General features: G+C 48.4%; 14 protein-coding genes. 1 reads left to right on the top strand and 13 read right to left on the bottom strand.

From position 1 onward, the window contains the following. From L6466_RS04540 to L6466_RS04525, 4 genes are all read right to left on the bottom strand, one after another. Window positions 1–1,068: a DNA cytosine methyltransferase gene (locus L6466_RS04540; protein ID WP_237801924.1), complete on the bottom strand. Its 1,068-nt coding sequence runs from the start codon at window positions 1,066–1,068 to the stop codon at window positions 1–3. After that, window positions 1,065–2,198: a DNA cytosine methyltransferase gene (locus L6466_RS04535; RefSeq protein ID WP_237801925.1), complete on the bottom strand. Its 1,134-nt coding sequence runs from the start codon at window positions 2,196–2,198 to the stop codon at window positions 1,065–1,067. Before L6466_RS04535 ends, L6466_RS04540 begins: the two co-directional genes overlap by 4 nt. Before the next feature lie 979 nt (window positions 2,199–3,177). Further along, the gene (locus tag L6466_RS04530) at window positions 3,178–4,473 is read right to left on the bottom strand and encodes a Y-family DNA polymerase (protein ID WP_237801926.1); all 1,296 of its coding nucleotides are present in this window, start codon (window positions 4,471–4,473) and stop codon (window positions 3,178–3,180) included. A gap of 2 nt (window positions 4,474–4,475) precedes the next feature. Continuing rightward, the gene (locus tag L6466_RS04525; protein ID WP_237801927.1) at window positions 4,476–4,934 is read right to left on the bottom strand and encodes a LexA family protein; all 459 of its coding nucleotides are present in this window, start codon (window positions 4,932–4,934) and stop codon (window positions 4,476–4,478) included. A 200-nt stretch (window positions 4,935–5,134) separates the two neighbouring features. Between L6466_RS04525 and L6466_RS04520 the strand changes: the two genes are divergently transcribed. Next, window positions 5,135–5,767: a YqiA/YcfP family alpha/beta fold hydrolase gene (locus L6466_RS04520; protein WP_237801928.1), complete on the top strand. Its 633-nt coding sequence runs from the start codon at window positions 5,135–5,137 to the stop codon at window positions 5,765–5,767. Here the strand turns inward: L6466_RS04520 and L6466_RS04515 are convergent. From L6466_RS04515 to L6466_RS04475, 9 genes are all read right to left on the bottom strand, one after another. Next, the gene (locus L6466_RS04515; RefSeq protein WP_237801929.1) at window positions 5,764–6,402 is read right to left on the bottom strand and encodes a hypothetical protein; all 639 of its coding nucleotides are present in this window, start codon (window positions 6,400–6,402) and stop codon (window positions 5,764–5,766) included. The two genes, L6466_RS04520 and L6466_RS04515, sit on opposite strands and share 4 nt — an antisense overlap. Before the next feature lie 14 nt (window positions 6,403–6,416). Next, window positions 6,417–7,601: a C10 family peptidase gene (locus L6466_RS04510; RefSeq protein ID WP_237801930.1), complete on the bottom strand. Its 1,185-nt coding sequence runs from the start codon at window positions 7,599–7,601 to the stop codon at window positions 6,417–6,419. 79 nt (window positions 7,602–7,680) lie between these two features. After that, window positions 7,681–8,763 carry a hypothetical protein gene (locus L6466_RS04505; protein WP_237801931.1) on the bottom strand — a complete coding sequence of 361 codons (1,083 nt, stop codon included), beginning with the start codon at window positions 8,761–8,763 and terminating at the stop codon, window positions 7,681–7,683. A 34-nt stretch (window positions 8,764–8,797) separates the two neighbouring features. Beyond that, the gene (locus L6466_RS04500; RefSeq protein WP_237801932.1) at window positions 8,798–9,529 is read right to left on the bottom strand and encodes a porin family protein; all 732 of its coding nucleotides are present in this window, start codon (window positions 9,527–9,529) and stop codon (window positions 8,798–8,800) included. A gap of 46 nt (window positions 9,530–9,575) precedes the next feature. After that, a complete protein-coding gene (locus L6466_RS04495) occupies window positions 9,576–10,943 on the bottom strand; it encodes a WG repeat-containing protein (RefSeq protein ID WP_237801933.1) in 1,368 nt (455 codons plus the stop codon). Between the two features lie 21 nt (window positions 10,944–10,964). Continuing rightward, entirely contained in the window at window positions 10,965–12,389 is a 1,425-nt protein-coding gene (locus tag L6466_RS04490; RefSeq protein ID WP_237801934.1) for a PP2C family protein-serine/threonine phosphatase, read from the bottom strand. Window positions 12,390–12,398: 9 nt separating this feature from the next. Continuing rightward, window positions 12,399–13,070: an FHA domain-containing protein gene (locus L6466_RS04485; RefSeq protein WP_237801935.1), complete on the bottom strand. Its 672-nt coding sequence runs from the start codon at window positions 13,068–13,070 to the stop codon at window positions 12,399–12,401. Window positions 13,071–13,091: 21 nt separating this feature from the next. Next, a complete protein-coding gene (locus L6466_RS04480; protein ID WP_237801936.1) occupies window positions 13,092–14,339 on the bottom strand; it encodes a hypothetical protein in 1,248 nt (415 codons plus the stop codon). Window positions 14,340–14,348: 9 nt separating this feature from the next. After that, window positions 14,349–15,950: an FHA domain-containing protein gene (locus L6466_RS04475; RefSeq protein ID WP_237801937.1), complete on the bottom strand. Its 1,602-nt coding sequence runs from the start codon at window positions 15,948–15,950 to the stop codon at window positions 14,349–14,351. Between the last annotated feature and the right edge of the window lie 36 nt (window positions 15,951–15,986).

Here is a 15,986-nt window from a genome sequence, read left to right as displayed (position 1 = left end):
TTATTCTCGTATAATTCGGTTAGTAATCAAGTAATAAAGAACTGCATAAATAGTGTTTACACTAACGGCGTTACCTGCCTGCTTATACATTGCCCCATTAGCAACTTTTGCACGACCTGCATTATTAGCGAAATTATTTGGGAAACCCTGAAGCATGAAAGCTTCTTTGGGCGTCAACTTGCGTATTGGTATTCTTGCAAGTTCCTCTTTGGTCATCCTTTCTGATGGTCTTTCTACACCATGGGACAGTATGAACAAATCGCTATAGTAGTTATCTTGGCAAGCACGATGCATTTTGTGCATTGAAGCTGTCAAGGGTCTTGCCACAGCTTGATCTATTTCTGATTTTGATTTAAAGCCTGCACTTCCATTACTAAGAATGGTTGGCTTAATCTTCTCTGATAAATAATATTTTCCTTCAACTTCTCTGTCAAGTACATCTATTGTTGAATCGTAAAAGTTTAATGAACAATGATCCTTGTTTATCTGAGCAAATGCATCTCTAACAAGGTCTGCATTAAACTCAAAGTTCCCCAAATTTCTTCTTCTGGCAAAGATAATTGCTCTGTTGCGCTTCTGAGGCAAACCAAAGTTATTGGAGTTGAAAACGTCCATTTTGACGATATATCCAGCATCTTCCAACTCTTTTCTTATAACAGCAATTGTATTACCTCCATCATGACGCATTAAGTTCTTGACGTTTTCCAAAAGCACATAACGTGGATGCCTGGCATTAATCATATCCATAATACGGAAAAACATCTGACCACGTTCTTCTTCAAATCCTTCTTGACTTCCCATCATACTGAAAGTCTGACAAGGGAATCCACCAGAAAGCAAGTCATAAGGAGGAAGAGCTCTCATGGCTCTTGCATCTTTGACAAATTCAACGATATTCCCCATTGCCACTTCACCATTCGTATTGTAATTAGCATTGTATGAGGTAATAGCATTCTTGTCTATTTCAGAGTAGGCAACAGTCTGGATAAGAAAACCAAGGTCATGGGAAATTAAATCCATCGCCCTACGAAAACCGCCAATACCAGCAAATAGCTCTACGTGGTTCATACAAACTTCATAATGCCGTCTCCTATAGCTTTAGCAAGTTTTACCGGTACAGCGTTGCCCACCTGTGCATACCACATATTCTGAGCTCCAGTTATTACATAATCATCTGGAAAAGTCTGTATTCGCGCTGCTTCTCTTGGACTCAACCCTCTCGCTTCCCAAGGGTGAATGTACATATTGCAGTCAAATTTCATATGTGAAGTAATCGTCTTGCAAATCTGACTTTCATCCAGTTTAAAATATTTGTCCTTAAATATGTCGTTTCGCCTTTTGTAGGGCATAATATCAGCAATAGACTCATGCAATGAGTTCGCACCTTGTGGGAGCCTTCTGTATATCTCAATATCCCTCTCGTTATTGTAACGATTCTTGTGATTGTAGAGCTTGGTGATTATCTTGTCGCCGTTGATGAATCGATAGAAATCAGTCTGCGGATAATCGAAATCACGTTCTGTTAAACCAGAACGGATATCTTCGATACCACTTTGACCCTTTTCTGTCTTCGATTCAAGATGAGGTAGACCATACAGCGCATCACGTAAGACAAACGCATCACGCTTATTCTTGTCGATCTCAGCAAAGATGGCTTTAGGCGAAACCCCCATACGATTACCAATCATAATGAAACGCTCCCTGTTCTGAGGAACGCCAAAGTCTTGAGCTTTTAAAACTGCGTAGTCATACTGATAATCATCGCCAAGATACTCCTTGAAATTCTGAATGATTTCCCCAATCTTATTCATCATACCTTTAACATTCTCCATAATGAAGAATTGGGGGCGAACATTCCGTAAAAATATAAGATACTGTTTATATAGTCCATTTCTTGGGTCATCAAGTATTCTTTGCCTATTTGCCATTGAGAATCCTTGACAAGGAGGTCCACCACATACAAGCGTTATACCCTCAAACATTTCTTTGTATTCCTCGATATGCTCATTGAGTTTTGCGATGTCGCCTATGTAGTAATGATCATCAGAAAGATTGTGGTTGAACTTGTATGTATTAGCAAACTGCTCAACAATTTCATTGACAAACCAAGGTGTAAAACCCGCTTGTTCTAAGCCGAGGCTAAGTCCGCCACAACCTGCGAACAAGTCAACCATTTTATATTGTTTCTTCTTTGACATGAAAAAGCCCTCTCTTCGTTTCGAAAAGGGGGCGTGGAAGAAAGATGCGTTTAAGCAAGGCCTACCACAGCCCACATCAGACAACAATCCAACTGTCCACGCCCTTATGAGCGTAAACATCCAATTGCTTGTCCGACTGATGTGTCTGTAGTGTGGTAATTCTGCTTAATCAGTCAACCAAGGATGTCAAAGACTCTATATTATTCCTTTACTATTGTTTTTATTCTTTTTGTTCGTTGTCCGTAAACACCCAATACGAACTTGTAATATTTATTGGCTGACTACAAAAAGAAAAAACGTGGGTGCTTGCATCTGCCTGTTCGACTTCGTGGCCTACCACAGCCAAGCTGGAAAACAAACAGAGAAACATCCACGCTGGAGTATAAAGACACCCGTAAAGTGTGCGTTGAGGATACCCGACCCTCTCAGCACACTACGGAGAGTATATACTACACCCCGTGGCAGTCACCCTTGCATTGCTCTTGTCCAGCATTCGATTGTGGTAGTTTCGAAAGTCCAAAAACAAAGCGTCAGTAACGCCTTTCAATATGTAGTGCTCCACCTTACAGCTTCGCGCATCTCAATACGCATCCCAGCCACCATAGGCAGATAGCACCTGCAAAGGTAGTAAAAAAATTGCAATCTGGTTTCTTTTCGAAGAAAAAAAATGGAATGAACATAATATTCGCTCACATAAGGAAAACATAAATCCGGTGCAGCGACAACTCCTACCGTCCTAACTCCCGACCTATATACATAGGATCAATCTTCAGCGTAACCATCTCCATTTTGCCAAGGAAAAAGCAGAAAAGTCACCCTATAATACCCCCAAAATCGTCACTCGAGTGAAATCATCGATTGACCTAGCTCAACTCATGAAATCACTCGAGTCAATTCACGATTTCAGCTATATATAGTAAGACTACCTGCTTTTTGTGCTACCACTCTGACCACACGTACCTTTCAGTATCTACATAATTTACGTCGCCTCCGGGATATCGCTCCACCGGGTGGTATAGCAGGGACTGCGGAAGTCATGCTTGATGCTGTCCTTGAACACGCCTGCTTTTCCTTTACCCTGGGGCTTCGTGTATTGCTGCGACCCCAGCACCAGCGTTTCCGACCCGTATTCGCGATTGATCTTGTCAAGCGCCTCGTCGAGCCGCTTCATCTTCTCATGTCGCTCAGAATCATAGTCGATGAAGTTGGTCTGCACGCCATTGTCTGGACTGATACCCATCACGATGACACCCGCACGCTTATAGTGGTAACCCTGTCGGAAGACGCGCTCCATGCAGCGGGTGGCTGTCTGCACAATCTGCTGGGTGGAGTTCGACGGCGTGAGCAGTCGCTCTTCAGCCATGTTCCAATACTGAGGTAAGTCCTCACGGAAGTGGTTGGTATCAATAAATACAGAAACAGACTGCGCCACCGACTGCTGTTTCCTGAGTTTCTCGGCACAGCGGGCAGCAAAGTTGGACACGCTGGTTCGCAAGGTGTCCATATCCGTCACCATGCCAGGAAACGAGCGCGACGTGCAGATGCTCTTTTTCTTGCTCATATCTTCCATGGGGACGCAGTCGATACCGTTCAACTCCTTCCAGGTGCGGATGACCACCACATTATTGAGCATGGCCCGGACCCACGTCTCAGGATGCTTGGAAAAGTCTAGCGCTGTTCTGACGCCCAGTGCCTGCAAGCGGGCCGCATAGCGATGTCCAATGCCCCACACCTCGCCAATCTCGTACATCTCCAGCGCTTTCTTGCGCCGCTCGTCAGTATCGATGAAGCAGCAGTGCTTATACCCCTTGTATTTCTTGGCGAAGTGGCTGGCCATCTTTGCCAGTGTCTTCGTGGGCGCAATGCCAATGCTGACGGGCATTCTCGTGGCTTTCCAGATATAGGCCGACAGGTCTTCGCCCCAGCGTTTCAAGTCGAGATGCTCCATGCCCTTCAGGTCGCAGAAGCCCTCGTCAATAGAATAGCGGTAGAACGTGGGTGATGCCTTGCGGACGAGTGACATCACGCGGTCTGTGATATCACCGTAGAGTTCGTAGTTGGAAGAGAATACGGTCACTTCACCATGCGGGAAACGCTCTTTCAACTGGTAGTAAGGCAGTCCCGCCTTGATGCCCAGTGCTTTTGCCTCATTACTCCGGGCCACTACACATCCGTCATTGTTGGACAGCACAACAACAGGTTTCCCGTTCAAGTCTGGACGGAAAACACGCTCGCACGATACGTAGCAGTTGTCGCAGTCAACAATGGCGTACATAATCAGTGTCTCCTGATATCTCGGTGAATGGAGGTTACCCTCCCCTGAATGATAAACTGGTCATTAGCATCAATGATGATGGGCTTGAAGTCGGGATTGGCGGGCAGCAAACGCAGATAACCTTTATCCCTTGTGGATGTGTCGAGGGTCTTCACCGTCAGGCCTCCATTCACAAAGGCCACGACGATATGTCCGTCGGCCACTTCCTCCTGCCTGTCGGCCAGGCAGATGTCGCCGTCGAGGATGCCCAGGCCTATCATTGACTCGCCCTTGACGCGCACGAAGTACGACGCCTCAGGGTGATGCACAAACTTCTCATTCAAGTCCAGACTCTCATGCTGATAGTCGGCCGCGGGCGAAGGGAAACCTGCTGCTGCCCCCTCAAAATAGGGCAACTTCAGTCGTTTGGCTTCCTCCAGCGAGATATATTCCGCACCGTCTATAGGTTTCTTTTCTTCCATAGCCTTCATTAATTTGCCTGCAAATATAAGAAAAATGTCAGACATAGCCAAACAGTGTACGATTCTTTAATTTTGTTTAATGTTTAGCAAGTATGATTATAATCCAGAGGAAAAATCGTATCTTTGTCGCTGAGAATCATGCGTGCAAAAGACAGAATAACAATTCGGATGATTCAGTAACAGATAAAAACTAAAGGACAATGAATTTATTAGAAGCAATTGAGGCACGCCATAGCGTGCGCAAATGCATATTATTCCTGCACGGATTCTTTGCTAGCGGTCAGTGTGTGCCAGCTGTGGCTCTAAGGGAGGCATTCGAAGGACGTGCCGAGGTGCTTACGCCCGACCTGCCTATACATCCGAACATGGCGCTGGAGCTAATCAGGAACATCTGTGACAGGGAGCATCCCGACCTGCTGGTGGGCAACAGTTGCGGCTCTTTCTATGCCCAGATGCTGGCGCCCATAGTTGGCATTCCGGCCCTGCTTGGCAACCCACATTTTCAGATGACCGCATTCCTGGGAGAGCGCATAGGAACACATGAATACAAGTCACCACGCAAAGACGGCAACCAGCACTTTGTCATTGATGAGCCTCTGATACAGGAATTTGCAGAACTGGAAGCCACTCAGTTCCACTATTGTAATCCCCTTTTTAAGGACAAAGTATGGGGATTATTCGGGGAACAGGACACTCTGGCTCACTTCGAGCCGCTGTTTCTGGAGCATTACAACCTTTCATTCCATTTTCCCGGTGCTCACACCCCAACAGCCGAGGAAGTACGCACATGGTATGTTCCACTGATTGAGAAGATGTTATTAAGAGAACACTAAATGACCACAACCTTATATACCACAATGCACTTGCTGGCAGCAATATATTTCTGGATATAAGTTTCACCTGCAGACAGCCCTACAAGTGTGTTGTCTTGTATGGCGGCTCTCACGCCATCAGCAAAGACGAAAGAGTCGCCATCCTCACAGGTGAGTATGCCATTCACCTGGAGCGTTAGCGTTTCCGGCTGTACCTTGTAATAGGTGAATGGTCCCGTATTCGTCATCACCCCGAGTGCATTTCCAGTCAGTTCCGTGATATACCAGTTGTATCGCCGCTGATAGCCATATCCATTCGACTGCAGGGTAAGCATGGCACCTATCTGTGACCACCAGCCATACGTCATCGTATTGAAGCCATACTCAAAGAAATAGTCATATCCCGTATAGGTGTGGTCCTCATTGATGGTCAACAGCTCATAATACCCCATCACCAGATTTCCCCAGAACCAACTGCCGATGAGTGTCACCTCCTCCGCAGGCGTATCCTTCTGCACAAACGTGATACTATCCATCTGCTCAATAGGAATATCACTCACCGCCCCACCCTTATAATGGATGCGCATATGGTGCTGGGCCATACAAGTAATGCTCAGGCCCAACAGACAATATATGATGACTACCGTTCTCTTCATACCTTTCTCAAATACTAACGTACCTTCCTCGCCCCATTGGCATCAACAATAATATAGAAGCCATGAGATGGCGCTTTTGAGAGGCGACGGCCAAGCATGTCATAGAGACCGTAAGCCTGCCCACCCGCAACATGCTGAACGTCGACAGACGAGGGGATGGTGGTTGACTGGGGGTGAATATCTATCAACACCGCCTGTCCCCGATAATAGCCACCCATAGCCTCAGGCGACTCGTCAGCAGGATAATAGCCATCACCATCGCCACCCCATCCAAAGTTGAAGTGAAAGAGATTGTTCTCACTGTCATACCCGTCAAGCACGAAGGCATGTCCCGAAGGACCGGAGCCCGAACCAGAACAGATAACGGGATAGCCCTTGGCCACCTGTGCATAGAGCATTCCCTCCCAATCCGGCAGACTGTCGCCACGACTGATATATTCCGACAGTATCCTGTATTGCGAATACAAGGCATTACCCACATCACGGATAGAGCCACCCGTAGATGAGGCATAGTTCAGATAGGCCGTGGTACCAAGGACATAGCACAACTGTGCCACTGCGGCCCGCGATTCTGCAGGACTGTTGCTATCATACTCATCAAGCATCAGTTCCCAGTTATTAGGACTCCCCTTGGGCACAATCTCCGTAACAGGAGCACCGCCATATTCATACGTAGGCGTGTCTCTCAGGGTATATTCCAGGTTGTCGTTGCGCCAGTAATAAGCCACCTGAGCCGCGGCCAGGGCCACACAACCGGCCACGGTCTTAACCTGACCATCCTGGATGACCGGTGCCAGGTCGTTGTATGGCGAGCGCTGATGCCAGTGGCAAGTGAGCAACGGGGCCACATCGACCCTGGAGAGACTGTCAGCAGCACGCCTCACGACACACCCCGGCTGAAGCGTCTCCAGCCCCTCAAGCCATTCCAGCACAGCCGGTGGCATGACAGCCTCATCCCAACGACTCTCACGCGAGAAAGCCAGCAGACGCGGATTCCCCTCTCCCTGAACCGACACAATAGCATATCCACCCTGCTCCTTGCCACTGAAGATACAATATGTCGCAGTACGCTTGGCAAGAATCACATGACTGGTGCCCAACTGCCGCTCAGCGATAGTCATGGCACGTTGGAAACGATCATTGGCAAATGCTGTCACAGCCAACAACAAAGATAAAACAGATATAACTATTGTTCTCATCAGACTGGGGATTTTTGAAAAAGACAGGAGGCTGTGCCCCGCTAACCTGCAGACACAGTCTCCCATTAAAACTATCTATTTACTTAAACATAGAGAAGCGGTAAGCCCTTGGCGTCGATTCATCAATCACGCTATAGTGCTGTCCGGGTTCTGCTGCTCTTGCCTGAGAATACGTGTGCCACTGGTTGTTGTTGGCCACTCCGAAATAAGGATTGCCCACCTCGAAATAATCCCAGTAAGCCAGATAGGTGTTACCGCTACTGATGGTTACGTTCTTCTGGCCATAACCTGTAAAGGAGCTTGATCCCTTAGGTACGTAGCCAAAGAAGATCTCCGGATTGGGCGACAAGATATAGAAGTAGTCATACAGGTTAGACTTGAAATAAGTCCAGCTGCTATCGAAATCAGATGGTTCCATCCTATCTGACAGGAAATACCAAGAGCTGCTACCAGCATCATCCAGATAGATATAGTGGTTGGATGTACTGGGATCCAGACGGTAAGAAACAGCTACATTTCTAGCATATAGGCAGAGCGCACGAATACCATTGTCGGCTACAGTACCATAGGTTGACTCGCTTTTATACTGGAAGTTCTGGAGGAAGATATAACCCAATGCGCCAACGGGACGAGGGTTCAGACGGATAGTTGTCTTCTGACCAGAGACGATATTGACCACAGAGGCATCATAAGACATGATACACCATTTTGAGAAACGGTTTCTGACATTCATCTTCGCCGTTGACAGTTTCTGCTTATCAGCCAGCCACCACCATGACGCATCGTCGCCCGATGTCTTATCGGCAAACGTCAGCGTAGTTACAACGGTATATCTACCCTCTGGCAGTCCCTTAGAGATGTTCAGTTCATTGAGATTGGTGGAATACTTTATCAGCGAGTCAACCAGTACGCCATTTGAATTATAGAACAGCACACGTGTCTGAATATATAAATCGTGCTCTGAATGGAACGTACGATAATCGTCGGTCACATTGATATCGTGACGCGTGTCGTTATAGTTATAACTCGAATAGAAATCATTCAGCGACACCGTGATATCCGTATCGTAGAGCGTGCCGCTATCTTCATCACCATCATCGCCACATGCTGCAAAGAGCATCATTGCCAAGGCAATAGCTCCGAAATAATATTTCTTCATCATATAAGTAGTTTTTTAAAGGTTAGTACTAGGAAAATCAGAATCTTGAGGCATTAAACAGCCAAGCCAGTGACACCTCGAAGGAGTTCATCTTGCTCTTAAAGGAACTAGACAGGTCGCTGGTGCCGATATAATAGCGAGCGTTGATGTCGAGTCCCGTGTTAGGAATGGTGTAGCCCAGACCAACGAGCGGACGAACATCCATGCCCTTCACCTTACTGCCATTATTATCGATATTGAAGGTGGTGACAGCAAGCGTGTTCTTGTCTGTAATCTCAAGGGTGTTAGGCTTGCGGTCCATGGTACCGGCAATCGACGCACCAGCCTCGAAATAGAGGGTGTTCATAGACATCGAAGTGGCAAAAGGATAAACCTGAGCAAAGACAGGCACCTCGAAATAGCTGATGGTGAGGTCGGCATTCTTCTTGCCAGCCTGATCCGTACCCAATGTCTTCACCTTGTTCTGCTTATACTTCAGTTCGGCACCTATGGCAAAATAGCCAGTACCACCAACAGAAGCCTCGGAAGCCTGACCGAAACGGATCTTCATGGCCAGACCGCCTGAGAATCCGAAACCGGCAGCATCATAGAGCTTACCCTGTTTGGGCTGAGTCATGGTGGTCAGCACACCACCTACCTTCGGACCAATGAAGAAGGCATTCTTCTTGACTTTTGCACCAGAAGAATAAACATCTTCTTCATCATCACTTTGTGCGAATGTGGGCATTGCAGTTACAAGCGCCACAAAAAGGAAAAGAAACTTTTTCATGTTAATACTTTTTTTATAGTTAATAAAATAGGTTATTTTTTTATGATTAGTGTACGCCCTGGTACGGACATTCGCTGATTTTCTTGCCACAGGTAGGACAGATTTTCTCTACCTTTTTATTTTTTTCGCCCTCGTCGTTCTTACCATTTTCACCTTTCTTAGTAGTCTCTACCTTCGGACGTTCCTTCATCGTAAACGAGTAGGCAACCGGCCCCTCGAAGAGCTTCAGTCCCTCGGCAAAGACAGCCACTTCAAACTGTTTCTTACAGCTGCCCTGAAGATTCAGGGTAAACGAATAATTATTATCCGACTTCTTCACCAGTGCCACGATATTGCCTTTTTCGTCGCGCATCTTCACGTCGACAACCTTGTCGCGCCATACACTGGGCGACAGCAGGGTGAAAGCGCAGTCCACCTTATTGCCCTCCATGAAGGTAAGCTGTCCGTTCTGAGGGGTAGCTACAAAGCCGTTGCCTGGGATATACTTCAAGATACCTATCTGACCATTCAGGGTGACGATAGCCAGATTATCCTCAAAGGGAGTGGCTGCAGAGAGCTGTGCAGGCAAAACGGTCTTGCCACTCTCCTCATAGCCATACAGTCCGCTGTTGGTGACAGGCGACAGTCCCACCTGACCGGCCTTCACCACCATCTTCTTGAACGGCACTTCCTTGGTACGTCCTGTGACCGACTGATAGCAGTACAGATAGTCGGTAGCGGTATTCTTGATACGTCCCGTCTTCTCCAGCCTGCTCTTTGCCTTGGCATCATAGAGGTAGTAAGAACGGTCGGCACCGCCAAACTCGTCATAGACATAGGCCTTGCCCTGATAGACGTTGGTACATCCACCGATAGCCGGACCGATGCCATTGCCGCCATACATGAACTTCGCCTCGTTGCCATCCTTGTCGATCAGCACATATTTCTTATTCTTCATCACAGCAGCAAAACCTTCTGTGAAGGGTTTTATCCTACTGTATTTACCCTCGAAGCCCACCACGGCCTTGCCGTAGTCGTCGATATAGCCCAGGTTGCCTCGTTCGTCGGCTACCGACAGCAGACCGTCGGAATAGAACTTCTGTCCGTTCAGCGTATAGTAGCTGGTGGCAAAACCATGATACACGCCATCGTCGGTCAGGATGCCAGCCACACGCTCGCCATGTCCGTCGGTACGTGTCACCAGGGCCTTATGTTCATAGAGGTCGCCTATCTGGTCATTGTCTATCGGAGCCACGATGGTACCGTCTGAGTTTATCAGGCCTACCTTACCGTTATGCTTCACGACATACAGGTTTCTGCCCAACCGGGAGATATCGTTATAGGTTGTGGGCTTCAACTCCCATACCACGGTCTGTGCGTTAGCCGACAGACAGAGAGTTGTCATCAGAGTTGTTAGAAGTGCTTTTGCTTTCATCTTCTGTGATATGTTTCGGGTTTATAAATTCTTTTTCAGTTCCTCCACCTTGGGCAGTATCTTCTCGTCGATAACCTTCCTTGTCTTGGGTGAGGTGACAAACATCTTCTTGCTTGGCCAGATATTCTTCGTGCAGTCGAAGGCCTCGCCACTGACATGCGACTCGATATCCGCTACCTTCTGCTTGTTGGGCGCAGGTACCTTTTCTTTCAGCGTCGTCAGCAGTTGTTTCACCGTCTTGGTGAATACCTCACTCTTCTTGGAGGCATCTTTCTTGTCCTTCTCATTGATAGCCTTCAGCCCATTCAGCTGCGCTACCACCTGCTCCAGCATCTCCTTCACGGTCTGTCCCGCCTTGTCTTGCTGCTCGGCCTGCGTTTCTTTCAACTTTTTTATCTGTCGTCCCAGGGAGTCATTCTCCTCCGTGATAGTCGTCACCTTGCCTTCAGCCTTCTCTGTCACCGATGCGGTCTCAATCGTAGCTATCGGTTCTTCAGGCGAAGCCAAACTGCCACTTTCTGCCACCGGCACGCCACCGGCACCTGAATCATTGACAGCCACCGCATGATTGCTCATCTTGACCAACAACAGGATATTCAGGATGATGCTGACCAGCAGCATGCACGACAGTGCTGCCAGGAGTATTTTTACTTGTTTACTCATTTTTTCCTTTAAAATTGAGTCTGTTTTCGTTTCTATGATAGCCAGCGTGTGGTTGTCGTGATGGCCACCGGCAGCAAAGCCTATACGGTCCACCTCTGCCGAGAGATTGCCTACCTTCGAGGCGATATCCTGCACAGACGTGAGGCGCTGCAACAGGTCCTCATGGCGCATAGAGCCCCAGACACCATCCGTACAAAGTACGAAACAGTCGCCCTTCCGATAGGGCACCTCCACCACATCTGCCACATGGTTGGAGGTATTCCCCAGTCCACGGGTAATCACATTCGACTGAGGCGACACGCGTGCCTGTTCCTCCGTCAGCACCTTGCCTCGCACCAGATCGCCCACCAGCGAGTGATCGTCCGTGCGATACCTCACCCGCCTGCCACGCAACTGATAGCAGCGGCTGTCGCCCAGATGAGCGATGAAGGCCGACTGTCTGCTGATCAGTACTGCCACCAGCGTAGAACCCATGCCTCGCAGTTCGGGCACCTGGTTCATCTTCTCTTCCATGGCATCATTGGCACGGCTCACAGCCATCCTCAATGCGGTGGCCGGCGGTGTCTGGGCATTGCATTGCATCAACGTGGAAAGAAACTCGTTTTTGGCAATATAGGATGCCGTCTTTCCGCCAGGACCGCCACCCATGCCATCGCATACCACCAGGGCAAAGCCGAGGGGAGTCTCCGCAAAACCGAAATCATCCTGGTTTTCCGGACGACCACCTTGCATGGAGTTTGCAAAGCCGAACAGCTGATATGTGGGTGACGCAATCTGTATCATAGCATGCATTTATAATAAGGCAGAGAAAAGGGCTGCATAGAAGACTATCAGACCTAGGAAGAACAGCATGTTGATAACAAAGATGATGATACCCGCAATGTCCCATCCGTGCTGTGTCGCCACGAAGTCGGCAGCACTGCGCCATGACCTGTTCTGCCATGCCCACCGGGTGCCATAAACACCAAAGATGATATTGGGGATGGGGAACAGCCACCCTACGAAGAAGCCAATGAGGAAAGCCCACCAGCAACCGTTGAAGAAACCCCAGAGCGGATAGAGGCTGAAGGCGCCCCAGTTCCACTTCGAGAGATTCAGCGAGTCGCCCTCGTCAACAGGTGCCTGCATAGCGGGCTGTTGATAAGACTGTTGGAAGGGCTGCTGGTACGACTGCTGTGGTGCCATCTGTTGCTGTGGGCGGCCGGGGAAATAGACATCAATCTGATTCCAGCTTATCTGATACTTGCCAGCCACCATGATGGTATCTCCGCGACGGATGGGCACAGCACGATGCTTCACACTGACATTGTTGATCATCGTTCCGTTACTACTACAGTCTCTGTACATCAACTGGTTGCCATCATAGTAGATGGTGGCATGATGACTACTGGCATAGATACATCTTTCGTCCAGATAGATGTCACAATCCTTAGAGCGTCCTATGGTTACTTCCCTCAGCATCATAACGTATTCTTTTTTATTTGCTTACTTAATAATAAAAGGTATAGCCTTCTTGTTCTTGGCGTCATACAAGGCAAAGGTGCCCTGACCGCCTACGATATACTCAGCCTTTGTGGTGTGGTTCACACTCGTCTCAATAGAGACAGGACGGATGGTAGAGTTGACCAGGTCGCGATAGCTCACGCCGTACATAGTCTTCTTCTCCTTCTTATTCTCTATCTTATTGACCTTAACCACCTGATAGGCCTCGATATTGGCACCGTTGGCATTGCGGTATTCCACCGTGACACGGGTGTTGTTCTGGGGGTCTTTCTTGATGACCACCTTCTCGCTCAGGCTGTCGAGTACGCTGTTCTCACCTTTCTCGGTGATGCCCGTCATCACTACCTCCTGACGGTTAATCAGCACCTCGCCCTCCTTCAGCAGGACGTCGAACTTAGGATCGAACTTGGGGTTCTCTTCCTTACGGGTCTCCAGGATATCAGACACCTTGATGCTCTGGATTGCGCCTGAAGGCTGCTGCACCAGGAAATAGTTCTCAGAATCCTTCGCGCTGGTATAGTTCTGCTCAATGATGATACCCTTTGTCTCGTTGCCGTTCTTGGTCTTTACAATATTCAGCAATTCACTTTGGGCGAAGATGTCCTGATTGGGATTGATGGGACGGAACGTATATTTGATGACGTCGTTAATCTTGAACGACTGGCGGATACCATTGTTCAGATAGAGCGTCAACAGCGAGTCGGTCTCCTCGGCATACTGTCCCTCGAACTCCATGCCCGACTTCAACTGGAAGATACGGTTAATGCCCGACAGGGCCGTCTTGCAACGCTTCTCGCCCTTGATGGCCAGCACATCCTTCCAGGGGATGGTATAGATATCAGGACTCATCTCCAGATACCTCACCAGTTCACCTCGCTCAATGATTTTCACCTTTGCCACCGTCTTTGACTTCGAGGTGACATCAGCCAGATACAGGGTGCGCTGGTTGCCAGTACCTTCGAAGGCCTCGTTTTTCTCGGCCCATTCCACCCAGTTCTTGTCCAGCTCGCCAACGGTGTAGTTTTTCTCGTTGCTGATGGTGGCCTGACTGCTCTTCAGGCATATCTCAGCCACATCAGAATGGATGGTCAGGTTACCGTTATCATCCTGCTTCTGGATATAGCCACTCAACACAGAACCATCCTTCAGATAGATTTTCTGTACGATGACTGCCTCAGCGCTGCCGGCAATAGCCAGGGCAGCAACCATGATTGAAAGTATCTTTTTCATAAGCCTGCGTTATTTTTTATAAGGTGCGTCCAACAATTCCTTGATATACTTCGCCTTGATACCCTTGTTAAAGCCCTGCGACTTGTCAAGACCTGAGTTCAGGATACCTACCAGCATACCCTTGCTATTGAAAATGGCAGAGCCACTGGCGCCATGATAAGAGGCGGCATCAAATGAGAAGGTATATTCCGAAGGCTGAGAGGTGATGCTACCACCTGTAGAGTAAGCCTTGATGCCTTCACTATCCTTGCTCTGTACGAATGGGTCCATGCCGTGAGGGAAGCCGATGGTGAAGATATGCTCACCCACCTTCAGCGCCTCGTCAGTAACATCGATGGAGTCGGCCACGTTGACATAGGTACAGTTCTTGTTGGGCAACTGCTTATTGATGGTCTGAATCAGGGCCACATCCCTATCCTTGTCCTCGCCAGCAGAGAGCACATGACACTTGATGACATTGTCGGCATCAAAAATCTCACCCTCAGGCACCAGGGCGATATAGTCTAGCACACCCTTCACCTGCACCTGCGAGATATAGGCAGAGAGGTCGGTGGCACCGGTGCCCTCACCGGTTATCGAGCGAACCAGGACACGTGAGGCATCGGTATTGGCCACAGTCTGTGCCAGTAGTCTGGAATAATAACTCTTCAGTATCTCTGCGACATTATTATACAACCATGGCTTCACAATATGGAGATTGGTCAGCAGCTTGCCATCCTCGGAAACAAAGAATGCTGTTCCCAGATATAATCCTTTTTCTGTTTCCTCATACTTGTTAAACAGCTCTATGAGTTCTTTCTGACTAATAGCACTGATATCAAGAGGTTTATCATTTCTATCACGAATAATCTCTGGCGGAAGCACTTTCTCAGGAATCAGACCTGCCACATATTTCATATCCAGGTCACCAATAGATACCTCGTAATGGTAGATACCCTTCACGATTACCGTAGAGTGACTAAAGCGTGCAAACAGTTCGGTATCGGTATAAGTCTTCGAACGTCCGTTGATAAATGCCCAGATGCCTACGCCGACACCTGCCAGGATGATGCAGACGGCTGCAATGCCCACAACAGCCTTCCATGCCTCACTGGGCCACTGGATAGGCGCTGCCTTCAGGTTGACAGGCACACCACCACAGACCACCGCACTGCTCTTCTTGATACGCGTGGGTACATTGGCGGCAATCTTCCTGCCATCGACCGTGGTACCGTTCTTACTATGGTCTACGATATACACCTTGTTGTCACGCCCCACCTTGATAGTGGCATGATAGCGGCTGACGGTATTGCCCGAAATCTGAATATCGTTATTGAAATGCGAACCGATGCCGTAGATAGCCTTGTAGGCCGAGTTATCCTCGGGCTGGGGCACCTGGCTCCACTGCAGTTCCACATCGGCAAAGCGCACGGCATCACCACGACGGATGTTAACGGGCTTGCCAGGCTTGATAGGCTGGTTCATCACGAAGGTACCATTACGGCTACCCTTGTCTTCCAACTGTATGTCACCGCTATTGAGCAGGGTGAGTTCTGCATGCAGTGAACTGACATTCTCACTATATAGTACAATATCACAGGCTGCGTCGCGGCCAATCTTTAGTAGTCTCATATTTCCTACTGTTTTAAGTTGTTATTAGTAATCTGT

Source organism: Prevotella communis (genome assembly GCF_022024175.1).
Taxonomy (GTDB): domain Bacteria; phylum Bacteroidota; class Bacteroidia; order Bacteroidales; family Bacteroidaceae; genus Prevotella; species Prevotella communis.
This window is presented reverse-complemented; position numbering and strand designations above follow the sequence as displayed.